Genomic DNA, 26,411 nt, shown 5'->3' with positions numbered 1-26,411 from the left:
AGAACTTGGAATTATTTATGTTTTTAGCCTGGGTTCTAATCCCTTAGAAACACTCAACAGAAGTTTCTTTTCAACAATCCTTTGTAAACGTAAGTATCTACAGCCAAAGAAAACTCTTACCTATATTTGAAACTTGTCAAGTACGCTTAAACTCAGGAGAGCAAGATTTTTGCTTTATTCACAAGCCGCTTTGATAGTGTCTTCAAGGGCATGGAATCGATGTTCCAGCAATGCCAATAGTGTTTTACAGAATCATGCGCTCTTCCATGAACCTCGACAACCTCGCCTTTTGATCGCAAGACTTTACTTTGCCAATCAGGAACCATGCCGTAAGCGTAACCTGAACTAATCATCTTCATGAATTGATCATTTGAAGGAACGTAATGAATCGCTTTAACTTTAATAGCTTCGCCAAGCACTCGTTGTAGGATTTTATAGTGAAGCATGTCTTTGCGAGTAAACATTACCGCCGGAGCATTCTCAGCGGCAGAAGCTGTCAACCCCTCCGGGAACCATTTCGCAATAAATTCCGGACGAGCCAGGAGGCGATATTTCATCGCCCCTAAAAAATCCACCTTGCACCCTTGCATTGGAGAGGCTAAGTCACTAATGCAGCCGACAACGACTCCGCCTCTAAGTAATTTGTGGGTTTGTTCCTGATCATCAACATGCATATCAATCAGAATCTTGCCATCCTCTAAAAGGTCTCCTATGGCAGGCAAAAACCAACTGGACAGGCTGTCGGCGTTAATTCCCAACGACAATCTGACAGGGGTGGAATCATCAGAGTCACTTATCCCCTCTTCGAGGCTATCCTCGAGCAACCTTACCTGCAAATAGTGCTTGATGAGCTTTTGCCCGGCTTCTGTAGGCTGGGGTGGAGATGTTCTAGAGAGAAGAATTTTGCCCGCACGCTCTTCTAGAAGCCTGACCCTTTGAGATACCGCAGACTGGGTCAGGTTCATCAAGGTCGCTGCTTTTTCAAAGCCACCTTCCTGAACAACCATTGCTAAGGCTTCTAATAGTTTGTAATCAATCATGGCACATCATTAGCATAATTAATGCACAAGAAAAACAATTAATTATACTTTTATTGTCTTTGTTAATAGATTGCGACTTACGGGAAGTAATTAAAAGCCTAACCACCAGGAGTCAATCATGGTCTTACTTATTCTTGTTTTCTGTTTGTTTGTACTTTTGATTGCCCTAGGAGCGGTTAATTTGCAGCCATGGAAAAGCGGTAGACACATGATTAACGCCGAATGGCTTGATGATTCAGAAAAGTTTGAGTTGATTGCGCGATGGGGAGTTAAAGGATAAGCCTTATTAAGTCCGTTAGATTTTAATTGGCGACCTTATGAATGTCCTTAATGAAAAAGGCCACCAGGGTTCGATCCTTGATGGTAATTTCATTTTGTTTTTCTTGTTGACATACCTGACCAAAAGAGTAATATTTCAACCAGAACACTTTTCTTCATGTTCTACCTCCTAAAAAAACCCATAATAACCCGTTACCCCGCAGCCACCCTCCTGGCTGTGGGGTTTTTTTTATGACAATGCACGACCATCTATTTTTTTCAGCAAATTCCACACCCTCCTAACAAAGCGAGGGGATAAATAATAATCCGCATGACTTGATTCGAGTCAATGAGCGTCTGCACCTTAAACCTTTGCAAGTATCTTCTCCCCAACCCTGCCCCATCTTCTCTGGTTACCCCCCCTTTTTTTATCGCCAACGGGTCAATAGACATCATTCAGAACCCTTGTATACTCTCGACAAATAGTTAACATTCTCAAATCTGAACTAACTCTAAAATTCCGTCAGAGCAATAAGCTCACTTTAAGGAGGAATAAGGATGGGCAACTACAGTCTATCGTTGAGTTGGCATTCCAGGGTAATCAGCTTCGTCGTTCTTTTCCTTGTCTTTGGTTTTCAAACTGTCGGGTATGCAGCAGAAGCTGGTGAATTTAGTGGAAGATGGATTGCTAATGGCGTCAAAGAGGTTTTTATCTCCAACAGCGACATACAGATTTACACCTTCAAGTTTTCCGGTCATGTAAATCTTGAGTCACGTCTCGGCAAAAAAAATGATTACTGGGCTGAATGTATCGGTCTATCAGACTCTGCGACCGGCGCCACTGCCCGTTGTGTCTGGAAGGACCTTGATGGGGCGGAGATCTATCTCTCACTGCAAAGTAGTGCAATACAGACAGACAAACGAGTCACCGGAACCATCCTTGGTGGCAGCAATAAACTGGAAGGAATCAGTGGAGAACTTTCCTACAGTTGGTCATCCGTCTCCACTCAATTAAATGAAAACGGCAGAAAAACAACGATAACTGGTCAGACTTTGGACTTGAGTGGCAGTTACGTGATTCCTTGATGACAGCGCTTGTGTTCAGCTGATTTATTCGTACAAAAGGAGACATTGTATGTGGATCGTTGAGTTACTGGTCGTGCTGTTTTTTATCTGGCTCGGTGCCCGGATGGGGAGCATCGGTATCGGTTTTGCCGGCGGATTTGGTGTTCTGGTCCTCGCTTTCGGCTTCGGCCTTGAGCCGGGGGCGATCCCGGTGGATGTCATCCTCATCATCATGGGGGTCATCGCTGCGATCGCTGCTATGCAGGAAGCAGGGGGGCTTGATTACCTCGTACACATTGCCGCAACTATTTTGAAAAGCAAACCGAAATATATCACCTTCCTGGCCCCGGTCGTCACTTACTGGATGACTATTTTTGCGGGCACTGGTCACACTGCCTTTTCAACGTTACCGGTCATCGCTGAAGTCGCTAAACGTGAGGGGATCAGACCTTCACGCCCTCTTTCGATTGCCACTGTCGCTTCTCAGATCGCCATTACCGCATCCCCGATATCTGCAGCCGTGGTGTTTTTCTCCAGTGAGTTGGAAAAATTTGGTGTCGACTATGTCGAGTTACTGATGATTTCGATTCCCAGCAGCTTCCTGGCGGTCATGATTGGAGCGGTTGTTGCCAACTTCATGGGTAAGGATCTTAAAGATGACCCCATCTACCAGGAACGTCTGGCGAAAGGACAGGTCAATATAGACGTGGAAGAGGACAATCAACAGGAGATTCCCACGGAAGCAAAAAGGTCGGTGTTGATTTTTGCCCTCAGTATTATCTGCGTGGTTTTTTATGCAACAGCAACCAGTGACACAATCGGCCTGATCAAGGAGCCGATTCTCTCGCGCAACGATGCGATTGTTACCTTTATGCTGGCTGCAGCGTCCCTGATCACTCTCTTGTGCAAGGTCGATGCAAAAAGAATCCTTAATGCCGCAACCTTCAAGTCGGGCATGAGCGCCTGTATCTGTGTCCTCGGGGTCGCCTGGCTCGGCACGACTTTTGTCACGGCCCACATTGAAGAGATCAACATCTTTGCCGGAGAAATACTCGAGTCAAACCCCTGGACATTGGCCGTGGTTCTGTTCTTCGCTTCTATGTTGCTCTATTCTCAGGCAGCTACCACCAAGGCTCTGATGCCGGCAGCCATGGCTCTTGGCGTCTCTCCTATTGCCGCGATAGCAGCCTTTTCTGCCGTTAGTGCCCTCTTCGTGTTGCCGACTTATCCAACTCTCATTGCCGCTGTTGAGTTCGACGATACCGGGTCGACGCAGATCGGTAAACTTGTTTTCAATCACCCGTTTCTGATCCCCGGCACAGTGACTATCGTTGCTGCAGTTATCCTGGGGTTTGTGTTTGGTGGGATTATCCTTTAACACCAGTCAATTGATAATAAAGGAGTCATAATCATGATCCTCGAAGAACAGATCATTAAACAAGCGGCCAAAGGCACGGGCATCAGTGAAGAAGATCTCCGAATCTTTTTTAAAGAAGGTGAAACGCAAACATATCAAGCCAATGACTGGCTCTTTCAAGAGTCGACTCCCAGGTCCTGGGCCGGGATCGTTCTGGATGGCGATGTCGAGTTAGTTCGGGGCCTGCACGGCTCCTCCAGACACATCGGTTCCCTGATTCCAGGAACGCTGATCAGTGAAGGGGCCTTTTTGGGCGACGACGCTCATAGCACAGGAGCCTTTACCCGCCACGGGACAACCGTTTGGCAGATCTCCAAAGAAAAGCTTGATGCTTACCGAGAAGAGAAACCTGACCTCTTCTACCGGATCGTTGCGCGGGTCGCGGTCGGCATCAACAGGCGTTTGCGCAGTCTGTCCGATCAGATCTACCAGGATGACCAGGAGGCCCGTGAGGTAGGAGGTTATCGTCTGGAACACGATTCTCTGGGCCAACGCGAAATTCCAGACCATGCTTACTACGGAGTTCAGACCCAGAGGGCTATGGAGAATTTCGCGATTTCAGGTGTTTTTGTCAGTAATTTTGAGCATCTGGTTGAAGGTCTTGCCATGACGAAGAAGGCTGCGGCACTGGCAAATCAGCAACTGGGAGTTCTCGACGAGGGAAAAGCACAAGCGATCTGCAGTGCATGTGACGAGCTTCTGGACGGCAAATTACGGGAGCATTTCACCGTCGACATGTTTCAGGGCGGAGCCGGGACATCAACCAACATGAACGCCAATGAAGTGATCGCTAATCGCGGTCTCGAGATCATGGGGTATCGCAAGGGAGAATATGAACACTTGCACCCCAATGATCATGTCAACTGTTCCCAGTCAACCAACGACGCTTATCCAACCTCGATCAAACTTGCTGTTCTGCTGTCAAATCGAGAACTGGCCAGGGCGATGGAGGAGCTTCGTCAAGCCCTGGAGTTGAAGGCTGAAGAATTCAGCGATGTTTTGAAGATGGGTCGGACCGAGAATCAGGATGCCGTTCCGATGACCCTCGGCCAGGAGTTCGGTGCTTACGCTGTGATGGTCGGCAGTGCCATTAGCGCCATAGAAAGAGCTGCTTACGAATTTCTCGCCATCAACATGGGGGCAACAGCCATCGGGACCGGAATCAACAGTCCGCCCGGGTACGCCAACCTGGTGACAGAAAAGCTTTCCGAAGTCAGTGGTTTTGAACTACGCCGAGCCGAGAACCTTGTCGAAGCAACCCAGAATGCCGGAACTTTTGTGCAAATGTCGGCGACCCTGAAAAGGAGCGCGGTGCAGATTTCCAAGATTTGCAACGATCTTCGCTGGCTATCATCTGGTCCACGCTGTGGGCTCAACGAGCTCAACCTTCCACCAATGCAGCCAGGGTCATCGATTATGCCCGGCAAGGTCAATCCAGTTATTCCTGAGTTGGTCAGCCAGATTTGTTATCAGGTCATGGGTTACGATGCCGTTGTTTCTATGGCAGCCGAAGCCAGTGAACTGGAACTTTGCATGGCCGAACCGGTCATCGCTTTCGACCTGCTACACGGCATGATGATCCTTAAAAATGCCTGTGTAACCCTTGCTTCTCGTTGTATCGTTGGCATTGAGGCCAACCGCGATATCTGCCGTGGCTATGTGGAGAACAGTATCGGCCTGGTCACTGCGTTGGTACCAGTTATCGGTTACGAACAGTCAGCCGCTATTGCCAAGGAGGCTCTCAAAACAGGCGGCAGCGTCTATTCCCTGGTTCTAGAGAAAGGCCTGCTCTCTAAAGAACAACTCGATGAGATGCTGCGCCCTGAAAACATGACGGACCCCAGGGAAATCCCCGACAATAAGAACTAATGGCTTCACTCGCTAATGTATTGAGGAACACCATTGGTCATGCGGGAGAAAGGCACATTTATACCAACTCCTCATATACAACACTGTAGGCCAATACTTAAAGAGAGCCACCAAGTTGACCACAACCTATGTGCGGTTCAACTTAATAAAATTCGTAACCGATGCACGCGAACCGGAGACGGAAAAGAGAGTTACGTATTCAATGGAGGCCTTCAGGTAAGTAGGCCTTGCCTCCCCACATTGGGAGAACTTATTTAGTAACTCCACTTTCCCCATGCGTAATTCTTACATTGCAGAATTATCAGTAAACTCGCAAAACACCACACCTCCCTGTGTCAGCATAGTTGTCGCCTCAAATAAACAATGAAAGGAGACAGCCGGTCATTCAACGAGATATTCCCCAGACACCAGCGGTTGGGGCTTTTTCATTTCCACAATTCGACCTCCCCTCCCCGCCCCAGATTTTCACCTCAGGGCTGGACCTGGGACGAACGTTTCGACGGGCCTCTCACCTGGACACTAAACATCTGCATTCCCGTTCACACCTCAAAGAATTACATCATCTGTGTATTGTTGGTGATGCTCCAGCTTAACGCTAGACTAAAGCGTTGGGGAACAAATGCGCTATGGTTCGAAATTATTGCGATTCATAACCATTATCAATTTTCGAGGATATGGTATATTTAGCCGTTAACAAGAATGCTATCGATTAAAAACTTATCTTTTTGTTGCCTGCTTTCAATCAAGGGTTTTAATAAGGATTATTATGTCAATACGCGTTGCCTGTAATCACAACACTTACTATAAATTTGACCGTCCAATTTCTCTTTTCCCGCACGTCATACGCTTGCGACCTGCGCCTCACAGCCGTACCCCGATTCATGCCTATTCCCTTAAAGTGAAACCGGAGAATCATTTTATCAACTGGCAGCAAGATGCTTTCGGCAACTATCTGGCCCGATTGGTTTTCCCCGAGAAAACTCGCGAATTGAGCATCGAAGTTGAAGTGATCGCCGACATGGCCGCCTATAACCCCTTCGATTTTTTCATCGAAGAATATGCAGAGGAATATCCGTTTACTTACAGCAAACTGGAGCTCATGGAACTCGCTCCATATTTCAAGCAAGTCGTCCCCGGTCCGCTACTGAAAAAGTGGCTGGCCAATTCCGACTGCAGTAAAAAAAGAACGATCGACTTCCTGATTGATATTAATCAGCAGCTCAACAAAACCGTCGACTATTCCGTCCGTATGGAGCCTGGCGTGCAAAGCTGTGAAAAAACCCTGCAGCTGGCACTCGGTTCCTGCCGTGATTCGGCCTGGCTGCTGGTGCAGATTCTCCGTTTGCGGGGCCTGGCTGCTCGATTTGTCAGTGGCTATTTGATTCAACTCTCTGCCGATGAAAAATCGCTGGACGGGCCCTCCGGTCCGGAAACAGACTTTACCGATCTGCATGCATGGGCCGAGGTCTATATTCCGGGCGCGGGCTGGATAGGTCTTGACCCAACATCCGGCCTTCTTGCCGGCGAAGGACACATCCCTCTGGCCTGCACCCCGCATCCCTTAAGCGCGGCTCCAGTGACCGGGGCAACTGAGGCTTGTGAGGTGGAGTTTGAGCACAGCAACACTGTGACACGTTTCCATGAGGATCCGCGAGTCACCAAACCCTACAGCGATGAGCAATGGCAGACCGCCAACGCTTTGGGTCAGCAAGTTGACCATGAACTGGTGGCTGCTGATGTCCGCTTGACCATGGGCGGAGAACCGACCTTTGTCTCGATCGACGACATGGAAGGTGCTGAGTGGAACACTGAAGCTGACGGCCCGCATAAAAGAGAACTGGCCAACAACCTGCTGCTTCGTTTACGCGAGGCCTTTGGCCCCGGTGGCCTGCTCCACTACGGCCAGGGCAAATGGTACCCGGGCGAACTTATGCCACGTTGGGCCTATAGCTGCTTCTGGCGCAAAGACAACACCCCGATCTGGCGTGACATTGAGCTGCTGGCTGACATCAATCGTGACTATCAGTTCACCCACACCGATGCGCTGAATTTTTCTGAGCACCTGACACAACAATTGGCCATCAGAAAAGATTATCTGGTGCCTGGCTATGAAGATGTTCTTTACTGGCTGTGGCAAGAAGGAACCGTTCCGGACAACCTTGACCCACTCAAAGCCGACCTCAAAGACCCTACCGCTCGTCGTGCGCTGGCACAGGCATTGGGTAAAGGGTTGGGGACTCCCATCGGCTATGCCTTGCCGTTAAAATGGAACGAGAATATAAACTCCTGGCAAAGCAGCCCCTGGAATTTCAGACGTGAGCAGATGTTTCTGATCCCAGGCGATTCTGCCATGGGGATGCGCCTTCCTCTCGACTCGCTCCCCTGGGTTGCTCCTGAGAAGCGCGAGCCTTTTTATGAGCGAGACCCGTTTGAGGAACTTCCGGAGCTTGAGGACTACCACGACAAAGCTGTCGAGAGCGCAAGCACTGAAGAGGAGACATCCGCTGAGGTCGAGGTATCACACACCGCGCTTTGTGTTGAATCTCGGGATGGCCGTTTACACATTTTCATGCCACCGTTGAGCACCCTGGAGCAGTATCTCCATTTGATTGCCGCGGTTGAAAAAACGGCTGCAGAGCTCAAATTGCCGGTGGTCATTGAAGGCTACGAGCCAGCCCGCGATTACCGGCTGGAGCGCCTGGCCGTCACACCCGACCCCGGTGTCATCGAAGTCAACATCCATCCAGCCAAAAGCTGGCCTGAGCTGGTTGAGAACACCACCAGGCTCTACGAAGAAGCCCGACAGTGTCGTCTCGGCACGGAAAAGTTCATGCAGGACGGTCGTCACACGGGCACCGGTGGTGGCAACCACATTACCCTGGGCGGAGAAACGCCTGCCGACAGTCCGATGTTGCGGCGGCCCGACTTATTGCGCAGCCTGATTACTTATTGGCAGCACCACCCCGGACTCTCCTACCTCTTTTCCGGAATGTTTGTCGGCCCGACCAGTCAAGCACCACGGATCGATGAGGCCCGTAACGACTCTCTTTACGAACTTGAAATCGCCTTTCAACAGATGCCAGACGGAGAAGTTGCCGAGCCCTGGCTGGTCGATCGCCTGCTGCGAAACCTGTTGATCGATGTCACCGGTAATACTCATCGTGCCGAGTTTTGTATCGATAAGCTCTTCTCACCCGACAGTGCCACAGGTCGCCTTGGGATACTTGAGCTGAGAGCCTTCGAGATGCCACCCCATGCTCGAATGAGCCTGGTGCAGAACCTGTTACTGCGGACCCTGCTCGCCTGGTTCTGGAAACAGCCCTACAAGCAGGACCTGGTTCGCTGGGGGACCGAACTTCATGACCGTTTCTTGCTGCCATACTACGCGCGTCAGGACATGAAAGAGGTCGTTGCAGACTTGCAGAAAGCCGGATACCCCTTCCAGCTCGACTGGCTCGACCCCTTCTTTGAGTTCCGCTTCCCCCGTTACGGAACCGTGCAAATTGACGATATTGAGCTGGAATTGCGCTTTGCCATCGAACCCTGGCATGTTTTGGGTGAAGAAGTCTCCAGCCAGGGAACAGCACGTTTTGTCGACTCCTCGGTGGAACGGTTACAGGTACACGCCACTGGCCTGACGGAAGGACGTCATGTCATTACCTGCAATGGCCGTCGATTGCCTCTACGCAAGACCGGCCGTAAGGACGAGTTCGTCGTTGGTGTCCGCTATCGTGCCTGGCAACCGCCTTCGGCACTACACCCGACCATCAAGCCGCATTCACCGCTGGTGTTTGATGTTATTGACAGCTGGACGGGACGCTCTATCGGCGGCTGTACTTATCATGTTGCCCATCCTGGTGGGCGAAATTATGATGATTTCCCAGTCAATGCCATTACCGCAGAGTCGCGACGGGGGGCTTTGTTTACGGTCACTGAACACACGCCTGGCCCGATTCAGCCGCAGGCAGACTTTGTCAACCTCGGCGAATTCTTCCCGCACGGGCATCCTCCGGGGCAGATGGCTCCTCCTTTGGAAGAGCCGAGCAACGAATTTCCCTACACCCTCGATTTGCGTTGCGCAGCGCCGAAATAACAATTTCTACCTGGCTCGAAGATCTTGATCTGGCTGAGAGAGACAATAAACGTGACGATAGAAACAGATAGGCGCAAAAAATCCGGCCCCCAGTCTTATGAGAGAGAGTTGGGCAAATACAATGAACTTGGTGTCGGGGGTGAGAAACACCTCCCGCATGAGAAGATCCTCTTGCAGACGCTGGAGAAGCTGGGAAACAAAAGATTGGCAAAACGCCGCAAAGAAGCTCAACGGCTTTTACGTGAAAATGGCGCAACCCATAATCTTTTTGGCCCCGCAGACACATCACGTGACTGGCAGTTCGACCCAATTCCATTGGTTATTGAAAGCGAGGAATGGTCTCTGGTTGAGCAGGGATTGGTGCAGCGTGCAGAATTGCTCAACCTGATTCTTGCCGACATTTACGGACCGCGGAAGCTGATTCAAGATGGCTTACTGCCTCCGGAGGCGGCCTTTACTCACAAAGGTTTTCTCTGGCCTTGCGTTGGGCTTCTGCCTCCAGGTGGAAGACACCTGAACTTTTATTCTGCAAATATTGCAAGAGCGAAAGATGGCCGATTCTGGGTTCTTGATGATTATTCCACCCCTCCCTTTGGCTCCGGATACGCGTTAGAAAATCGTGTCGTCATGACGCGTAGTTTTCCAAGGCTATATCAGGATTTTCAGGTCCACCGCCTGGCCATGTTTTTTCGCGCCTTACGGAACAGGCTGACACTTCTGGCGAGGAACAATCAAACCGAACCACGCATCGTAGTACTGACTCCCGGCCCGGAGCATGCCCTTTATTTTGAACATGCTTATCTCGCTTCCTATCTTGGTTATACCCTGGTCCAGGGTGGGGACCTGGTTGTTCGTGACGGCTGTGTCTGGCTCAAATCAGTCGGCGGGCTGCGCCAGGTTGATGTCATACTAAATCGGCTCGAAGAGACGCTTTGCGATCCCCTCGAGCTTCGTGGATCCTCCTTGTTTGGCATTCCAGGACTGCTGGAAGCCGTCCGGCGTGGCAACGTCACAACGTCTAATGCTGTTGGCAGCAGCGTGTTGCAGAACCCGGCTATGATGGCTTTCTTACCAGGAATTTCACGTCATTTATTGGGCGAAGAATTGCGCCTGCCGTCCGTTGCCACCTGGTGGTGTGGACAACCGCGTGAGCGCGAATTCGTGCTGCAGAATCTGAACAAGCTGGTTATAAAACCAATCCATCCACTCCCGGGCCTCCCTGAAATGATACCGGGACAACTCAGCGAATCCCAACTCAGTGCCTGCCGTGAGAGGATTCTCGCCAACCCGCATCTTTATGTTGGTCAGGAACCTGCCAACCTGGCAACCGTGCCTACGTTTGTGACCGACACGATAGAACATCGACCCTTCATTTTAAGCACCTTCCTGACAGCAAAGGATCAATCCTATGTTGCCATGTCCGGGGGCTTGACCAGAATTAACGATAACGAAGGCGGCTTACTCACATCGAAGGAAGGCGGGTACAGCAAAGACACATGGGTTCTGACCACGGAACCGGCCAAGCAGGTAAACCTCTGGCAGCAAGCTCCTCCAGATCGTCTCATTGAACCTTTGTTAGGCTCGCTGCCGAGCCGTGCCGCTGAGAATCTGTTCTGGACGGGTCGTTATGCCGAACGCGCCGAAGCAACCGCCCTCCTGCTTCGATCGATCCTTACAAACCTCATTGAATACAATGAATTTCGTGACCCTGATGATCGCCTGAGCCTGGAACATTTATTACAGGCATTAACTCGTGTCACATCGACCTATCCTGGATTTATAGGCGAAGGTGCCGTAGAAAAGCTGGCGGACCCTCGCGCTGAGCTCATGTCTTTGACCAGCGATACCGATAGACCGGGAAGCCTGCGCTCGTTGTTACGGAGTTTTGGCTATTCTGCCTATATCATCAGGGACACCCTCCCCGTAGACGCATGGCGAATTGTCGACAATATTCAGCAGAACTGGAACCCAAAAGTATCGATCTCCCTCATTGGCAGCGGCCGCTTACATGACAGCATCAATCAGTTGCTTCTGCAACTCTCCGCATTCAGTGGTCTGAATAATGACAACATGGCGCGGGAAACCGATTGGTTGCTTCTGAAAATCGGGCGGAGCCTCGAACGCGCCCTCAATCTGATTGCCCTGTTACGGGCAACGCTGGTTCCTTATTACAAGCCCTCTATGGAAGCACAGATGTTTGCAACCGTTCTATCTACCAGCAACAGCCTTATTACCTATAGACGACGTTACCGTTCATTCATACAACTTCCGTCAATTCTGGAATTGTTATTAACGGATAAAAACTATCCCAGGGCACTTGCCTATCAACTGCATCAACTGCAGAGAATGATTGCAGAGCTGCCGCAGGATCAGCCAACAGCACAGACAAGAGAAGATGGACGACTGATCAGCGAGGCCTGTGCAGAGCTCAGCAGTGCGGACCTTAAACAACTGGCCCAGTTGTCAATAAGCGACAACTGTCATCCGTTGTTAGAGGAGCTCCTGACAGTACAAAAAGAGCGGCTTGAAAAACTTTCTGAGGCCTTGACGCAACTTTATTTCAGCCCAACCCTAGCGCCGCAGCGACTGGGTGCCGTTGCGCACTGGAAAAAGTCATGAAATACCGCGTAACCCACTCGACTCAATACAACTACAGCACACCGGTTGCCCTGTGTCGCAATGAAGCCTGCTTATTGCCTCGTGATACCTTAAGACAGAAATGCCTGACGAGTGAGCTGCGGATTGAACCTTACCCCTCCGACCTACGCGAGCGGATAGACGCCTTTGGCAATCGTGTCAGCCACTTTGCTATCCAACACCCCCATGACGGGTTGAACGTAACGGCGGCCAGTGAGGTCTCGGTCTCTGCAGATCCCAACCTTTTCGTAGCGGCGAATCAACGGTCCTGGGAGTCAGTACGAAAACACCTGGCCAGCGATAGAAGCCCGCTAACGCTAGAGGCTTTGCCTTTTCTGTATGATTCGCCTTTGGCTCAAAAATCTCAGGCGCTTGAGGCATATGCCAAGACATCTTTCCCTGAGGGCCGCCCAATCGGTGAGGCTGCAGCGGACCTGATGCAGCGAATTTATAGTGATTTCACCTACGACCAGGAGAGTACAACGATCGACACACCACTTTCTGAGATCATGGTGACCCGTAGTGGGGTCTGTCAGGATTTTGCCCATATTGGCGTTGCTTGTCTGCGCTCAATCGGCCTGGCGGCTCGTTACGTCAGCGGTTACATTGAAACCGCGCCACCACCGGGCCAGGCACGATTGATTGGCGCTGATGCCTCGCACGCTTGGTTTTCCGTTTACGCTGCGGATGCCAGCTGGATCGACTTTGACCCGACCAACAATAAGATCCCCGGTGAGCAGCATATTACCGTCGCCTGGGGACGCGATTTTGCAGATGTATCCCCCTTAAGGGGAGTTGCTCTGGGCGGCGGAAAACATAAAGTGGTCGTTTCGGTGGACGTTGCCAGAATTCCTGATAACCTCCTCAATGACCAATCGCAAAGTCAGTCACAAAAGGCCTGACCGCACATCGATTTTGTTCCTGATCTCAAGCGGGATTGACAGACATTTTTCAGCAAGGAGCCTCAGATGAGATTTGATGGTTATGATACAGAGGGTTTCTACGATGAAGTCTTTGACTCACAAGGTAAGCCGCGTCCAGGCGCTGACCTTCTGATCCAGAGGGTTAATGCTTTACCGGAGTCGGAACTGCAAAGGCGCCAGAAAGCGGCTGAAATTGCGCTCCTGAACCTCGGAATCACCTTTAATGTGTATGGTAGTGAAGCACAAACTGAAAAGATTTTCCCTTTCGATATTGTGCCTCGTATTGTTCAGGCCAAAGAGTGGGACGTTCTTGAGCGAGGGCTGACACAGCGGATCACCGCCCTCAACAGTTTTATCCATGATGTTTACAATGATCAGAAAATCATAAAGGACGGCATCGTCCCTGCAGAACTGATTTTCTCCGCGGATGGCTTCCGCAAACCCTGTATCGGCCTGGAACCCCCCTGCGGCATCTGGTGCCATATCACCGGGACTGATCTGGTCAGAGACGGGTCTGGTGAATTTTTCGTCCTGGAAGATAACCTGAGATGCCCGTCAGGTGTTTCTTACGTACTGGAAAATCGGCTGCTCATGAAGCGAACCTTTCCGATGGTATTTGATGCCTGCAGTGTCCAACCGGTGACCGATTATCCCAGCCGACTCCTGGAAATGTTGCAGGAAATGGCTCCGCCGGGAGTTCGATCGCCGGTCGCCGTTGTCTGGACCCCGGGAATTTACAATTCAGCCTATTTTGAGCACAGCTTTCTTGCCCAGCAAATGGGTGTGCCCTTGGTCGAAGGTGGCGATTTGGTCGTCCATCGCGGCGAAGTGATGATGCGCACGACCAAGGGCCTTGAGCGGGTCGATGTCATCTACCGGAGAATCGATGATGATTTCATGGATCCGAAAGCGTTCCGTGCCGACTCCATGCTCGGAGTCCCGGGATTGATGAAAGCCTACAGTAAAGGGAAAGTCGCGTTGGCCAACGCACCGGGCACCGGTGTTGCCGATGACAAGGCTGTCTATGCCTATGTCCCGGAGATTATCCGCTATTACCTCGGCGAAGATCCGATCATCAACAATGTTCCCACCTACGCCTGCTGGCGTGATGACGACCGCAAATACGTTCTCGAGAATCTGGACAAGCTGGTGGTCAAAGCGGTCAACGAATCGGGCGGCTACGGCATGCTGATTGGACCGCACGCTTCAAAAGCCGAACGGGAAGAATTTGCCCGGCGGATCAAAGCCAGTCCACGCACCTATATTGCCCAGCCGACTCTTGCCTTATCTCGAGTTCCAGTATTAGTAGATGATCACTTCGAGGGGCGTCACGTCGATCTCCGTCCCTATATCCTCTTCGGTGCAAAAAGCACCTACGTTCTGCCCGGTGGGTTGACCAGGGTCGCATTGAAGAAAGGCTCTTTGGTCGTCAACTCCTCGCAGGGGGGCGGGAGTAAGGACACCTGGGTTCTTAATGCTGAAGGTGGCCCCTCTCCTGAATCTGCCCTGAAAGAAGAGGAGGGATTATAATGCTGAGTCGTGTCGCCAACTCTATCTACTGGTTGAATCGCTATATTGAACGTGCTGAGAATGTTGCCCGTTTTATTGATGCCAACTACCACATGACCCTTGATATTCCCGACAGCGCCAGTCATCAATGGCAACCATTAATCAATACCACTGGAGACCACGAACTGTTCCAAAAGCTCTATGGTGAAGCCAACCGGGAAAACGCCATAGAATTTCTGGTTTTCGATCGCAACAACCCCAACTCGATTTATTCCTGCGTCCGCTCGGCCCGGGAAAACGCCCGTTCAGTTCGCGAGTACATCAGTTCAGAGATGTGGGAGCATCTCAACACTTTTTACCTGATGATCAACACCGCAGCCCAGGAAGTGTCGATGGACCTGCCACACCAGTTTTTTGTTGATATCATGAATGCCAGCCATACCTTCAGCGGCACCACTGATTCAACCATGAACCATGGTGAAGGCTGGCATTTTGGCCGTCTTGGTCGCATGTTGGAAAGAGCCGACAAGACCTCCCGGATACTCGACGTCAAATATTTCATCCTGCTGCCATCCGTCGATTATATCGGGAGCTCTTACGACAATATCCTCTGGGGTGCATTATTGAGGTCGGCCAGCGCTTTTGAGATGTACCGCAAGCGGCACGGCCGGATTGACCCTGAAAAGATCGTTGATTTTCTCATGCTGGACAAACACTTCCCCCGGGCTGTTCACTTCTGTATTGTGACAGCGATGATTTCGATGAACAACATCACCGGAAGTCAGCGAGGGACCTTTGCCAACAAAGCGGAACAACAGCTTGGCAAGTTGCTCTCTGAGTTTAATTTTGCTTCCCTGGAAGATATTTTTGAGCACGGATTACACGAATATCTCGACAGTACACAGACTCGGATCAACGCTCTTGGCGCAGCGGTGCAAGCAGAGTTCTTCAGCCCGCAGATTGCCGATACCACGACTGAATCAAGAACTTTGGAATGATGTTTCGTATGACTGACAATGATCAGCATCAGGATTTCGACCTATGACATGGATTAAAGCGACATGTGATATCAATTTTCACATGGATGCATGTACGCCTTTGGTCTTGATGTTACGTCCTCGCAGCGGTTCGCATCAATGGGTTGCACGTGAGTCTTACACACTCTCTCCTCACGTTGCCGTTGTGGAATATACGGATGGCTATGGCAACCTCTGCCAGCGCCTGGTCGCACCGGAAGGGGCCTTTTCCATTCACACCTCGGCTGAAGTCATGACTGCAGATGAGTTCGACATGGCTCCGGGAGCTTATTTCGTTGAGATTCAGAACCTTCCCGAATCAGTCCTTGCCTATTTACTTCCCAGTCGGTATTGCGAATCGGACCGCTTTGGTGATCTCGCGCGGGACATCGTAGCCGGAGAGCAACCCGGTTACGATCAAGTCGCGAGCATCGACCGTTGGGTGCGAAACTCCATCCGGTACACACCCGGATCGAGTCCTTTTCCTGTCTCCGCCACTGAGGTCAATATGCGTGGTGAAGGCGTATGCCGTGATCTTGCTCATATTGGCGTGGCGCTCTGCCGTAGCATCAGCATCCCTGCCCGGCTGGTTGTTGGTTACCTTTATGGTCTGTATCCTATGGACCTGCACGCATGGTTCGAGGCTTATGTTGGCGGGCGCTGGTATACCTTCGACCCCACACAAAACCAGATGAAAGGTGGGAGGATCGCTATCGCCTATGGTCGTGATGCGGCAGATGTGTCGATATTCCATCAGTTTGGGGCTGGAGAGATCTTGACCAGTTTAGAGGTTTGCGTTGAGTTGCTCCCCGGCGCACCGGACTGATGGCTGTTCCTTATACGATTAACGCTTTACCCTCTTCGGGAGCAGGGGGACACTGGTTCGAATCCAGCCATCCGGTTTACTATTTTCTTATGGCATTGTTTGGAAGTATGCATTTTGCCAGTTTGGGAATTTCTTGTTGCCCCTGCATTTCGAGACTGCTTAAAAGATTCTGCTATCCACTTCGCTCGAGTGCGGACCATTCGAAGAAAACCTTTGACCGCAGAGACACTGAGAACACAGAGACATTTAAAGAACCATCAGGTGTGCTCTGTGCCCTCTGTGCCTCTAGTGAGAGAAACGAACGGGTGGTAAAAAGGATTATTAATCCTGACAATAGCTACTGGAGTGAAGTGGGTAACCAGATAAAATAAAAAGGGCCAGCCCTGTACGGGGTCGGCCCTGACAAACGTGCTGATCGCATTGGTGACTATCCTAGTCCTCACGATGAATCGTCATCGCCCCCCAGGATTGACTCACAGGCATAATTTCAAGTGAATTGATATTTACGTGAGCCGGCCGACCAACCACCCAAGCCACAGTCTCAGCAATATCAAGAGCAGTCAAAGGATCTGTTCCTTTATAAAATTGATCCGCCTTATCATCATCCCCTTTAAAACGAACATTGGAGAATTCGGTTTCCGCCATACCGGGCTGAATACACGTTACCCTGACTTTCTTACCAGCCAAATCGGCTCTCAGGTTACGGGAAAACTGAGTCACAAAGGCTTTGGTGCCCCCGTAAGCATTCCCGCCAGGATAGGGCCAAGAGCCTGCCGTAGAGCTGATATTGACGATATGACCCCGGTTCCGTTCCACCATGCCGGGCAGAATCGCGCGGGTGCAGTACATCAGGCCTTTGATATTGGTATCAACCATGATTTCCCAGTCTTCCATATCAACCTGGTGAGCGGGTTCAAGGCCTAACGCCAGGCCAGCGTTGTTAACCAGCACATCGATCGCCTGAAAATCTTCCGGGAGAGACTCAACCAGCCCTTCGACACCGGCTCGGTCACGCACATCCAGTTGAACAATATGAACCCCGGCAGCACTCTCTTTTAGCTCATCACGTAAAGCCGCGAGCCTCTCAGACCGTCGTGCAGTCAGAATAAGGCGAGCTCCTTCAGCAGCAAAAATCCGGGCACAGGCTTCGCCGAAACCGGCAGAGGCGCCGGTAATCAAAACCGTTTTTTCAGACATGACCCACCTTTCAATTATGAGTTAACCAGTTGTTTCACCAGCTGTTGTTCATCGGGAAACTCTCCGGTCTCTTTTTTTGAATAGACAAGCACACCATCAACCACAACTTCAAAGACGCCACCGGTCGACGGGATCAATTCAACATCATTGCCGCAATGTTTCTTCAGTAATGCCGCCAAACTGACAGCACGCACTTCATAACCTCACATCGTGCAATATTCAATACTCGCTTTCATACTCACTCCCTTGCCCCTTGGGCACAATTGGACAACTTCTTTTCAATACGTAAGATCGTGCCTTCAAGGATGTAATTGTTGACGCCCATACCGATATAACCGGTCTGGCCATAGGTGTCGTAGAGAGACAGTTGTTCTATTAATTCTTCTATCTCGACTTGAAAGACAGGGCTCCCCGACAACTGTTCAGCAATAGCATAAACACGCACGGCCAGAAAATCGGGAAGATCATCTTCCTGCTGGGCAATCAAGGTTGCGGCATTCAATCGACTGATAAGATCCATGGCCCTCTTTCATCTGTCATACAGTGTATTTATAGCATGCAGAAAGAAAGGCGAAAGGTCAAAGTGAAAAGAAAACTCTTGAAACAGCTCAGTCCTCCGGTGAGAACAAGCACGCAAAATCCAATTCAGTTATAATATCTGATGAACACACCCTTCTTGAACACGATGAGGACCAGGCTATGAAGATCAACTATCCACTGACACTCTTTTACGATGGGGCCTGCGGAGTCTGCAGCACCGAGATCCGTTACTATCGTTCGATCGCAGACCAACGTGTCAAGTTCGTTAATATTGCGAGTGCTGATTTCGACGCCGAGGCTTTCGGCAAAACAATAGATGAATTTCAGGAGAAGCTGCAGGCACGTGATGCAGATGGTCATTATTATTCCGGGGTTGAAGCTTTCAGGCGTCTCTGGGAGGCCCTCCCTTCACCCCTATACCCGCTGCTGTCTTCATTCGTAGGCTTACCTGGCATCAACCACACTGCTCGCGCCGGATACGCGGTCTTTGCAAGGTATCGGCACCTGTTACCCTCAAGCCGTGCAACCAGTTGCCAGATTTTCAACAAGCATTAATCTTTCGGTATCGAGGGTTAGTGACCGTACACCAGGTGACCGTTCTTCATCGTTTCTCTCATGATTCCTGCGCAGCAAAGCGCAGTGAGTCCACAGCAGAGCAATACGACAAAGGCCGATTGATAGCCAGCGACGGAGTATACATTCTCAGAGACTTCGTGGCTTTGCAGAATCCAGCCAAGCACAGGCTGGAAAACTGCTCCGCCGGCAAACGGAAAGAGATTGATCAAGCCGATCGATGTGCCGGCAATCTGCACAGGGAAAAGCTCTTTCGTCGCAGAGAAACCAATCACCACGGAGGCGCTGGTAAACATACCCATCAGGAAACAGATCAGCGACAAAGTATTGAGTGAGAGACCTGCTGTTGAAAACACCAACAGGCCAGTGATGCCACTGGTAACAACGCTTGAAAGAATCAAGACAGGTTTGCGTCCTTTGCAGACTCTATTCGAGAACCATGTCTGCATTGGGCTTCCAACGATCAGGCCAACGGCCAGCATCGAGAGGATCTGCCCCGCTCCGACACGGTCAAGGCTGTACACATGGTTAAGATAAGGTCCGCCCCACAGCCCTGCAAACGAGAAGAAGACCGCTGACTGAAAAAAGAACCACCCTGCCAGCAACCAGAAGTTTCCACTAGCCAAGACCTGTTTAACACCATTCGCAAGACTAATATCAACCATGGACCCAACCTTTGCCTTGCCGGGAATCGACCAGCCCATATCGGCGGGACGATCACGGACAACCATCCAGACGCACAAAGACAGCAGCAAAGTTAAACCGGCGACAGCAACAAAAGCCATGCGCCAGCCGAACCATCCGGTCAAAAGGGCCAGGGGCGTCGCTGACACGAGAGAGCCAAGCCCGCCCATAGCCAAGAGAATGCCGGTCATTCTTGCGAATTCATGAGGCCGGAACCACTCTGTAAGGATCTTCATCGTCGGCACAAAGAGCATGGAAACACCTAAACCAACAAGAATACGGCCAACAATAGCGACAGTGACATTTGGTGCCAATCCGATGATCAGAGCGCCCACAAAGGCAATCAGGGTAAACAGAGTGACCGTGCGTCTTGCGCCCCAGGAATCAGCAAGCAAACCTGCGGGTATCTGCATAAGGGCGTAAGGGTAAAAATAGGCGGAACCCAACAAGCCAAGTAAAGCGCCGCCCGTTTGCAGATCACTCATCATATCGACAGCAACGACCGCCGGGCAAAGGCGATGGAAATACACCAGGACATAACCACAGGCGAGCACTGCAAAAACCAGCCAGCGATACGACAAGGCATTCGTCAGAGATGACGGCAGGAAGTCCGCCGGGCGAAGGACAACGGACGCCCAGCCTCTTGTCGTTTGTTGACAGCTTTCGACTTCATGACTCATAAACGGCGGCTCCACGAAAAACATGCTGACCAGAATGTCATCAGCATTATAAATAATATCGAACTTGAAAAGGAAATAGAAACGCAACCAACAAAGCTCTGTTTGTGCTTTATTACTTGATAATATCCTGAAGATCCAATAGAACTTTCAGAGGTTAGCGTTCGATAAAATCGAACGAAGGAGTTTTTATGGAGCTTTACCAATTGAAGTCCTTCTTGACCATCGCCCACGAAAAGAACCTGACCCGTGCTGCTGAGACTCTGCACTTGAGCCAGTCTGCACTCTCCAGCCAGATCAAGCTGCTCGAAGAGGAGCTCGGAGTTCCCCTCTTCTCGAGAACGTCAAGGGGGATGGCGCTTACAGACCAGGGTCGCATCCTGATGACTCATGCCCAGGACGTTCTCGAAGCTGCTGGCCAGTTACAGCAACGAGCAGAGGCGATGTCTCGCGGCATCACGGCTACCATCTCAATCGGTCTTAACACTGATCCTGGCTTTCTCAGGATCAGCGCCACGAATCAGCGTCTGAATTTGCTGCACAAGGACACAAACGTCATCTTTCATCTCTGCCAGTCAGCAGACACTCCACAGAAGCTACGCCACGGTCAAATCGATCTCGGGTTTTTCTATGGTGAGAACCAGAACACAGACATTGATTCGCTTATAATCAAGCAGGTACGAACATGTGTCGTCATCCCCAACAAGTTCAACCGGGAAGGAAAAGATCTGGATTGGCCAGAGGTTGCAGAACTACCCTGGATCTGGGTTGATAACAACTTCCCCTTTTTCAAGCTCCTGCAGGACAAGATCCAGGATTATCGCACCCTGCCCAACCAATCGGTCACCGCTGTCGACGAGCAGATCGTGCGTGAACTTGTCGCTGCCGGACAGGGTGTCGCCATCATGCGCGACGACGAAGCCCGCGCTCTGGCAGAGAATGGACAGGTCTCGATCTGGAGTAATGGTTGGGGAGAGATTCCCCTTTGTCTCGGATGGATGGCAGGCCGCGGAGAAGAAAAAAGCATCAAAGACGTACGCGAAGTCATAAAATACATGTGGAGAAAACCAACAACGTTAACAGATGGCAGTCTGACGGATAAGTGTTGGGTCTGAACTCTACAACTTCCACACCTGATATTTTATGGTAGAATAGTGCTTCGCTTCAAGCAATCTGATATTACGAGGGACGAAATGAAATTAAAGATTCTGGTTTTTGATGATGATGAGAACATCCGCAACATGCTTAAAACTGCACTCGAGAGTAAAGGGCATGAAGTGACAGCTCTCGCAGACCCGACTGAGTTTAAATATTTCAACCAACTGAACTGCCCCTGCCCAGAGGGCGAGCCCTGTGCCGACGTCCTGATTGCGGATATCGTAATGCCAAAAATTGAAGGGATCGAGTTCTGTAAAAAACTCAAGGCTTCTGGCTGCTGGCCTCTTGCCAAGGGCAACGTTGCCATTATCAGCGGCTACCTGACAATTCACTACATGAATGAGTTAAATGAGTTGGGAATTCATTACATGCGCAAGCCATTTGAGATGAAAGAGATGTTCGAATGGATCGAACAATGCCAAGCCCGGATCGAAGCATTTTCCGAATAGCCCCACCGCATCGAAAGTAACCTATGAACAACTACGCAATTGTCCGTCAGGAACATCTCAACCACTACGGATTTCTTTTTGGCGGAGCACTCTTACAGTGGGTTGATGAATACGCCTGGCTGGTCGCCTCCCTCGATTTCCCTGGCTGCCCTCTCGTCACGGTCGGCATGGACCAGATCAGCTTCCGCAGGCCGGTAGCCAACGGCTCGATCCTGCGCTTTAACATCCAACCGATTAAACGCGGCCAGTCATCCGTCCAGTACACCGTCGATGTCTTCGCTGATGCTCCGGGCTCCTCATCAGAGACCGACGTCTTCTCAACCACCATCACCTTCGCGCAGGTCGACAGCGATGGGAACAAGCGCCCTCTCCCCAAGAAAGATAAGTTAAGGTCTGAGGAGGAGTGACTGGGGCTAGGGGCTGGTGTCAGCATCAATCCACAACAGCAATTTCAAAAAAACACCACTCGATATCATTAAAAAAAGGCTAGGAGGTCACTTTCAGCTTTACGAGGAAACTTTTTCCCATCGTTGCCATACCCACCAAAAGGCCACCGGCGAGGACACCGACAATAGCGTTCATGAGGGTCGGCATCATTGCAGATGCGACATCTCCAACGAAGGGGATGCTCCGAAATGGCCCCACCAAATGGTGCGTTAGTTCATGCGTGCCGGGAAGTCCATGCATCAAGATACCGCCGCCAACCAGGAACATCGCGGCCGTACCTACAACCGAGAGGGTTTTCATCAACAGTGGAGCAAGACTTAACAGACCAGCGCCGATCTTTCGGCGCACCCTTCCCCATGCGTCAGGCTCAGGGACCTTGACAAGATACAGACCAACATCATCAATCTTGACGATGCCCGCAACAAGCGAATAGACACCGACTGTTATAAGCAGGGCCATTCCTGAGACCACGGCGATCTGAATTACCATGGGAGAGTCCTGAACAGTTCCGAGAACTATAACAATAATCTCAGTTGAGAGGATGAAATCTGTTCTGATAGCACCTTTGATTTTTTTGCGTTCAAGCCCGACCACATCCGCCTTTGGATCGGCCAAGACCTTAATTCTCTCAGCCCTCCTCTGCCCCTTCTCCTCCTTGCGGTGCAAAAGACTATGGGCAACCTTCTCAAAACCTTCAAAGCACAAAAAAGCTCCCCCGAGCATCAGCAACGGGGTGATAACCCATGACATGAATACGCTCAGCAAAAGGGCTGCGGGAACGAGAATCAGCTTGTTCTTAAACGACCCTTTTGCAACAGCCCACACAACAGGAAGCTCGCGCTCGGCACGAACTCCGCTCACCTGCTCCGCGTTCAGCGCCAGATCATCACCAAGCACTCCAGCGGTTTTTTTGGCCGCAACCTTGGTCATCAGGGCGATGTCATCAAGAAGGCTCGCGATATCATCTATCAGGGTGAGTAAACTGGTTCCTGCCAAAAGTCATTCTCCTCAATAGGCATACTGATAAAAAACTTGGAAAAAAACATTCAATGCAGAGTCACGGTAGCGCAGTGAAAAGCTCAGACAAAATTACCACGGAAAGTTAAAACAACATGAATTTATTTGGTAAATTGTCTTAATGGTTCAATGACAATACAAACCGTCACCACGTTAATTGTCGTTACAAAAGTTTTACCTTCTGCCTGTTGGGTTCAAGGCATAATAAAAACCATAGGATCAGCATTGTGCCCGCAAAGATAGTGGAGACGAATAATGCGAACCGAACAAGACATCCCTCGCTACAGCGTTGGTGAAGAGATAGCCAATAGTATTACCCATGGTTTCGGGCTACTGCTTGCGATTACTGGCATGGCCGTACTCATTAACTTCGCCAGTCGATTTGGCAACACCTGGCACCTGGTCAGTTGCACTATCTTTGCGACGACCTTAATTCTACAGTACGCATTCTCCACCCTTTATCACAGCATCCAGATTCCCCGTGCAAAAAGCATCATGCGAGTTCTCGACCATTCCGCCATATTCCTACTGATCGCGGGAACCTATACACCCTTCATGCTTGTCAACCTGCGTGGAGTTTGGGGCTGGTCTCTCTTCGGTATCGTCTGGTCACTGGCCTTGCTAGGCGTACTTTTCCAGGTGTCGCTCTTGCGGCGCTGGCAGGGCATCTCCCTGTCGCTCTATATCGGCATGGGCTGGGTGGTTGTCATCGCAATCAAGCCGATGCTCGACTCCGTTGCCACAGGGGGGCTGATCTTACTTTTATCAGGTGGATTGGCTTACACATCTGGAGTGATTTTCTATCTCTGGAAAAGTTTGCGTTACCATCATGCCATCTGGCACGGCTTTGTCTTGCTGGGCAGCATCCTGCACTTCTTCGCGGTGCTTTTCTACGTCATTCCTCTGGCGTAAAAACAGATCAGATAATCTGCTTACCAAAGAGGGAGGCCGTCAATTCAACTGCACAAATAGCTGTTTTGTTGTGGGTGTCAAGAATAGGGTTAATCTCGACGATGTCGAGAGAACTCAGGCGTCGGGTGTCTGCCACCAGCTCCATCAACAGTTGGGCCTCGCGATAGGTCAAACCTCCGGGCACCAGGGTTCCGGCGCCGGGTGACGCCTGTGGGTCCAGCGCGTCAATGTCCAGGCTGACATGCAAACGCTTGCGGTGGCTCAAGCGTTCAAGAGCTTCACCGGCAACTTTCCACATGCCCCGTTCATCAATATCTCGCATCGTATAGACAGTAATGCCGCTCTCACGCAGATTATCACGCTCTTTTGCATCAAGGTCGCGAACACCGATCATGACAACATCTTCCGCCAAGAGGCTCGCACCAGGCCGACCGATATCGACAAGATCCGGGTAACCATGACCAAACAATAACGCCAGGGACATGCCATGGATGTTGCCAGAGCTTGAGGTCGCCATGGTGTTGAAGTCGCCATGAGCGTCAACCCAGAGGACACCGCAGGGTTCCTCCTGTGTAACACCGGAGATGGTACCAACCGCGATTGAATGGTCTCCACCAAGAAAGATAGGAATATAACCATTGGCAACAGCCTGCTGGCCTGCGGCACAGGCCTCCTCGCAAATTTGTCGCATAGAGGGGAGATAGTTGCTCTGACGTTCGTGATTGAGTGATTCACGAACCGGGACCTTGAGGTTGCCCGAGTCGTGGACTTCGTAACCAAGCTTTTCCAGTCGGGCAGCGAGCCCAGCGTAGCGTAAAGCTCCAGGCCCCATATCGACACCGCGATGCGACTGGCCCAGATCGACGGGAACACCAATAATCTGCACGGCCTTTTTCATAAGCTCACCCCACCTGCTTCACTCTTTAAGATTGTTCCACAGGTTGACCATGAAATCCTGCGCATTGGTCAATATTGCAACGGCCTGCGCAGAGCCGCGGTTTGCCAGTTTATCGGCACTGAACTCCGACATATCAACGATATAGAAGAACACCGGGCGCACATGACCATCTTCAGCGACACGGTAACTTGGAACCATATTACCGAAAGCGATCGAATGAAGTTGCGTCGCGAGAGCGACCACCGTGGTCGCTTTTCGGGCGTGCTCACGCATGGCGTCCTGTGCCTTGTAAACGTCTGAGATCACCTCAGGGAGAGGGCCATCATCGCGAATGGAGCCTGCCAACACATAAGGCACATCATGCTTTTCACAAGCATAGATGATGCCGTCTTTTAAGCCCAGGTCTTCAATGGTTTTGGGAATCGAACCACGACTGCGCACTTCATTGATGATATCGAGATGGTTGTAATGACCAAGAGGCCTCAGCGTTTGGGAATAAATGTCCTGCCCCAGTCCGGTCTGAAAAAAAGCCGCCTCGAGGTCGTGAGTGGCCAGAGCGTTGCCCGCCAGGAGTCCGTGACAGTAACCATTTTCGACGAGGCCCTGCATGGCATCACGGCTGTCCTTGTCGAATGCAACAGCAGGTCCGAGGACCCAGACGATGTGACCATGGTCACGGTCATGACGAAGGACGTCGTACAGGTTGTCATAATGGCGGGAGAAAGGCGTCTCTCGTGTGCCGCGGGTACGAAAGGTGAACTTATCTGCACTTTCTTTAGCTGGGGGCTGAAAACCCTCAACATGAACGTAAATGCCCTCTTCTCCATGTTCAGTCCGTCCAACGACCACCTGATCGCCCTTGCGAACCCGACGAGCCTCGACGACATCGACAGACATCCCATCCAGAACCATCACCGCATCCATTCGGCTTTCCGGAGCAAGCACCCAGTGCCCGTCACCCAGGTGAACATACTCAGGATGATTTGACGTGCCATGAAAATTTCTAGGCACGACTCCGTCAGCCGGCACAACCTCAACCGAAACAACAGGAGCGTTAACCAGGTGTGGCGCGGTAAAATCAGGAGGATTGTAACCAGGAATAACGGACATAACAGGAATCTCCTTAGAGAAAGCATAAAACGAGCTTTACTTCATATTCTCAAGCGAACAGGGAATGTCAAGCGGGACGCTAACGAGAAGACAGAT

General features: G+C 50.9%; 23 protein-coding genes. 15 read left to right on the top strand and 8 right to left on the bottom strand.

Annotated elements, in window-relative coordinates; translation table 11 throughout:
• Window positions 1-152 precede the first annotated feature (152 nt).
• Window positions 153-1,040, bottom strand: a complete 888-nt coding sequence (locus P9J64_01605; protein ID MDG5467014.1) for a LysR family transcriptional regulator ArgP — start codon at window positions 1,038-1,040, stop codon at window positions 153-155.
• A 118-nt stretch (window positions 1,041-1,158) separates the two neighbouring features.
• Between P9J64_01605 and P9J64_01600 the strand changes: the two genes are divergently transcribed.
• The 10 genes from P9J64_01600 (at window position 1,159) to P9J64_01555 (ending at window position 16,653) form a co-directional block, all read left to right on the top strand.
• Complete coding sequence (locus tag P9J64_01600) at window positions 1,159-1,320, top strand: hypothetical protein (GenBank protein ID MDG5467013.1); 162 nt, start codon at window positions 1,159-1,161, stop codon at window positions 1,318-1,320.
• A gap of 536 nt (window positions 1,321-1,856) precedes the next feature.
• Window positions 1,857-2,384: a hypothetical protein gene (locus P9J64_01595; protein MDG5467012.1), complete on the top strand. Its 528-nt coding sequence runs from the start codon at window positions 1,857-1,859 to the stop codon at window positions 2,382-2,384.
• 49 nt (window positions 2,385-2,433) lie between these two features.
• The gene (locus P9J64_01590) at window positions 2,434-3,741 is read left to right on the top strand and encodes an anaerobic C4-dicarboxylate transporter (GenBank protein ID MDG5467011.1); all 1,308 of its coding nucleotides are present in this window, start codon (window positions 2,434-2,436) and stop codon (window positions 3,739-3,741) included.
• Window positions 3,742-3,774: 33 nt separating this feature from the next.
• A complete protein-coding gene (locus tag P9J64_01585; protein MDG5467010.1) occupies window positions 3,775-5,649 on the top strand; it encodes an aspartate ammonia-lyase in 1,875 nt (624 codons plus the stop codon).
• A 766-nt stretch (window positions 5,650-6,415) separates the two neighbouring features.
• Window positions 6,416-9,742 carry a transglutaminase family protein gene (locus P9J64_01580; protein MDG5467009.1) on the top strand — a complete coding sequence of 1,109 codons (3,327 nt, stop codon included), beginning with the start codon at window positions 6,416-6,418 and terminating at the stop codon, window positions 9,740-9,742.
• Window positions 9,743-9,793: 51 nt separating this feature from the next.
• Window positions 9,794-12,361, top strand: coding sequence for a circularly permuted type 2 ATP-grasp protein (locus P9J64_01575; protein MDG5467008.1), 2,568 nt, complete (start codon window positions 9,794-9,796; stop codon window positions 12,359-12,361).
• Window positions 12,358-13,281 (top strand): transglutaminase family protein, encoded by a 924-nt coding sequence (locus P9J64_01570; GenBank protein MDG5467007.1) that lies wholly within the window; start codon window positions 12,358-12,360, stop codon window positions 13,279-13,281. The genes P9J64_01575 and P9J64_01570 overlap by 4 nt, the downstream gene beginning before the upstream one ends.
• 66 nt (window positions 13,282-13,347) lie before the next feature.
• Window positions 13,348-14,832, top strand: coding sequence for a circularly permuted type 2 ATP-grasp protein (locus P9J64_01565; protein ID MDG5467006.1), 1,485 nt, complete (start codon window positions 13,348-13,350; stop codon window positions 14,830-14,832).
• On the top strand, window positions 14,832-15,809 hold the full coding sequence (locus P9J64_01560; protein ID MDG5467005.1) for an alpha-E domain-containing protein: 978 nt from the start codon (window positions 14,832-14,834) through the stop codon (window positions 15,807-15,809). Before P9J64_01565 ends, P9J64_01560 begins: the two co-directional genes overlap by 1 nt.
• Window positions 15,810-15,852: 43 nt before the next feature.
• A complete protein-coding gene (locus P9J64_01555) occupies window positions 15,853-16,653 on the top strand; it encodes a transglutaminase family protein (GenBank protein MDG5467004.1) in 801 nt (266 codons plus the stop codon).
• A 432-nt stretch (window positions 16,654-17,085) separates the two neighbouring features.
• On the opposite strand, the gene P9J64_01550 is transcribed toward P9J64_01555, so the two are convergent.
• The 3 genes from P9J64_01550 to P9J64_01540 are packed head-to-tail and all read right to left on the bottom strand — an operon-like array spanning window position 17,086 to window position 18,370.
• Window positions 17,086-17,850, bottom strand: coding sequence for an SDR family oxidoreductase (locus P9J64_01550; protein ID MDG5467003.1), 765 nt, complete (start codon window positions 17,848-17,850; stop codon window positions 17,086-17,088).
• Window positions 17,851-17,864: 14 nt separating this feature from the next.
• Window positions 17,865-18,086, bottom strand: coding sequence for an Rdx family protein (locus P9J64_01545; GenBank protein ID MDG5467002.1), 222 nt, complete (start codon window positions 18,084-18,086; stop codon window positions 17,865-17,867).
• A gap of 2 nt (window positions 18,087-18,088) precedes the next feature.
• The gene (locus tag P9J64_01540) at window positions 18,089-18,370 is read right to left on the bottom strand and encodes a hypothetical protein (GenBank protein ID MDG5467001.1); all 282 of its coding nucleotides are present in this window, start codon (window positions 18,368-18,370) and stop codon (window positions 18,089-18,091) included.
• 179 nt (window positions 18,371-18,549) lie between these two features.
• Between P9J64_01540 and P9J64_01535 the strand changes: the two genes are divergently transcribed.
• On the top strand, window positions 18,550-18,945 hold the full coding sequence (locus P9J64_01535) for a DUF393 domain-containing protein (protein MDG5467000.1): 396 nt from the start codon (window positions 18,550-18,552) through the stop codon (window positions 18,943-18,945).
• A 17-nt stretch (window positions 18,946-18,962) separates the two neighbouring features.
• On the opposite strand, the gene P9J64_01530 is transcribed toward P9J64_01535, so the two are convergent.
• Window positions 18,963-20,414, bottom strand: a complete 1,452-nt coding sequence (locus P9J64_01530) for an MFS transporter (GenBank protein ID MDG5466999.1) — start codon at window positions 20,412-20,414, stop codon at window positions 18,963-18,965.
• A gap of 101 nt (window positions 20,415-20,515) precedes the next feature.
• On the opposite strand from P9J64_01530, the gene P9J64_01525 reads away from it, so the two are divergent.
• The 3 genes from P9J64_01525 to P9J64_01515 all read left to right on the top strand — a co-directional run bounded on the left by P9J64_01525 (window position 20,516) and on the right by P9J64_01515 (window position 22,338).
• Window positions 20,516-21,439, top strand: coding sequence for a LysR family transcriptional regulator (locus P9J64_01525; protein ID MDG5466998.1), 924 nt, complete (start codon window positions 20,516-20,518; stop codon window positions 21,437-21,439).
• A 78-nt stretch (window positions 21,440-21,517) separates the two neighbouring features.
• A complete protein-coding gene (locus P9J64_01520; protein ID MDG5466997.1) occupies window positions 21,518-21,931 on the top strand; it encodes a response regulator in 414 nt (137 codons plus the stop codon).
• Window positions 21,932-21,954: 23 nt separating this feature from the next.
• Window positions 21,955-22,338 (top strand): acyl-CoA thioesterase, encoded by a 384-nt coding sequence (locus P9J64_01515; GenBank protein ID MDG5466996.1) that lies wholly within the window; start codon window positions 21,955-21,957, stop codon window positions 22,336-22,338.
• A gap of 79 nt (window positions 22,339-22,417) precedes the next feature.
• Here P9J64_01515 and P9J64_01510 read toward each other — a convergent pair whose 3' ends face one another.
• On the bottom strand, window positions 22,418-23,374 hold the full coding sequence (locus tag P9J64_01510; GenBank protein MDG5466995.1) for a DUF808 domain-containing protein: 957 nt from the start codon (window positions 23,372-23,374) through the stop codon (window positions 22,418-22,420).
• Window positions 23,375-23,650: 276 nt separating this feature from the next.
• Here P9J64_01510 and P9J64_01505 point away from each other — a divergent pair, with 276 nt between their 5' ends.
• Window positions 23,651-24,307: a hemolysin III family protein gene (locus tag P9J64_01505; GenBank protein MDG5466994.1), complete on the top strand. Its 657-nt coding sequence runs from the start codon at window positions 23,651-23,653 to the stop codon at window positions 24,305-24,307.
• A gap of 7 nt (window positions 24,308-24,314) precedes the next feature.
• Here the strand turns inward: P9J64_01505 and rocF are convergent, their stop codons facing one another.
• On the bottom strand, window positions 24,315-25,205 hold the full coding sequence (gene rocF / locus P9J64_01500; GenBank protein MDG5466993.1) for an arginase: 891 nt from the start codon (window positions 25,203-25,205) through the stop codon (window positions 24,315-24,317).
• 18 nt (window positions 25,206-25,223) lie between these two features.
• A complete protein-coding gene (locus tag P9J64_01495) occupies window positions 25,224-26,315 on the bottom strand; it encodes a hypothetical protein (protein ID MDG5466992.1) in 1,092 nt (363 codons plus the stop codon).
• Window positions 26,316-26,411 lie beyond the last annotated feature (96 nt).

It is taken from the genome of Deltaproteobacteria bacterium IMCC39524, assembly GCA_029667085.1.
In the GTDB taxonomy this organism is placed as follows: Bacteria; Desulfobacterota; Desulfuromonadia; order Desulfuromonadales; family BM103; genus M0040.
This window is presented reverse-complemented; position numbering and strand designations above follow the sequence as displayed.

Excerpts from the sequence above, each read along its gene's own strand:
- P9J64_01585 (MDG5467010.1), top strand. The coding sequence starts at position 3,775 with ATGATCCTCGAAGAACAGATCATTAAACAAGCGGCCAAAGGCACGGGC.
- P9J64_01570 (MDG5467007.1), top strand. The coding sequence starts at position 12,358 with ATGAAATACCGCGTAACCCACTCGACTCAATACAACTACAGCACACCG.
- P9J64_01505 (MDG5466994.1), top strand. The coding sequence starts at position 23,651 with ATGCGAACCGAACAAGACATCCCTCGCTACAGCGTTGGTGAAGAGATA.
- P9J64_01590 (MDG5467011.1), top strand. The coding sequence starts at position 2,434 with ATGTGGATCGTTGAGTTACTGGTCGTGCTGTTTTTTATCTGGCTCGGT.
- P9J64_01560 (MDG5467005.1), top strand. The coding sequence starts at position 14,832 with ATGCTGAGTCGTGTCGCCAACTCTATCTACTGGTTGAATCGCTATATT.
- P9J64_01540 (MDG5467001.1), bottom strand. The coding sequence starts at position 18,370 with ATGGATCTTATCAGTCGATTGAATGCCGCAACCTTGATTGCCCAGCAG.
- P9J64_01595 (MDG5467012.1), top strand. The coding sequence starts at position 1,857 with ATGGGCAACTACAGTCTATCGTTGAGTTGGCATTCCAGGGTAATCAGC.
- P9J64_01605 (MDG5467014.1), bottom strand. The coding sequence starts at position 1,040 with ATGATTGATTACAAACTATTAGAAGCCTTAGCAATGGTTGTTCAGGAA.
- P9J64_01520 (MDG5466997.1), top strand. The coding sequence starts at position 21,518 with ATGAAATTAAAGATTCTGGTTTTTGATGATGATGAGAACATCCGCAAC.
- P9J64_01555 (MDG5467004.1), top strand. The coding sequence starts at position 15,853 with ATGACATGGATTAAAGCGACATGTGATATCAATTTTCACATGGATGCA.
- P9J64_01495 (MDG5466992.1), bottom strand. The coding sequence starts at position 26,315 with ATGTCCGTTATTCCTGGTTACAATCCTCCTGATTTTACCGCGCCACAC.
- P9J64_01525 (MDG5466998.1), top strand. The coding sequence starts at position 20,516 with ATGGAGCTTTACCAATTGAAGTCCTTCTTGACCATCGCCCACGAAAAG.
- P9J64_01565 (MDG5467006.1), top strand. The coding sequence starts at position 13,348 with ATGAGATTTGATGGTTATGATACAGAGGGTTTCTACGATGAAGTCTTT.
- P9J64_01515 (MDG5466996.1), top strand. The coding sequence starts at position 21,955 with ATGAACAACTACGCAATTGTCCGTCAGGAACATCTCAACCACTACGGA.
- P9J64_01580 (MDG5467009.1), top strand. The coding sequence starts at position 6,416 with ATGTCAATACGCGTTGCCTGTAATCACAACACTTACTATAAATTTGAC.
- rocF (MDG5466993.1), bottom strand. The coding sequence starts at position 25,205 with ATGAAAAAGGCCGTGCAGATTATTGGTGTTCCCGTCGATCTGGGCCAG.
- P9J64_01600 (MDG5467013.1), top strand. The coding sequence starts at position 1,159 with ATGGTCTTACTTATTCTTGTTTTCTGTTTGTTTGTACTTTTGATTGCC.
- P9J64_01535 (MDG5467000.1), top strand. The coding sequence starts at position 18,550 with ATGAAGATCAACTATCCACTGACACTCTTTTACGATGGGGCCTGCGGA.
- P9J64_01550 (MDG5467003.1), bottom strand. The coding sequence starts at position 17,850 with ATGTCTGAAAAAACGGTTTTGATTACCGGCGCCTCTGCCGGTTTCGGC.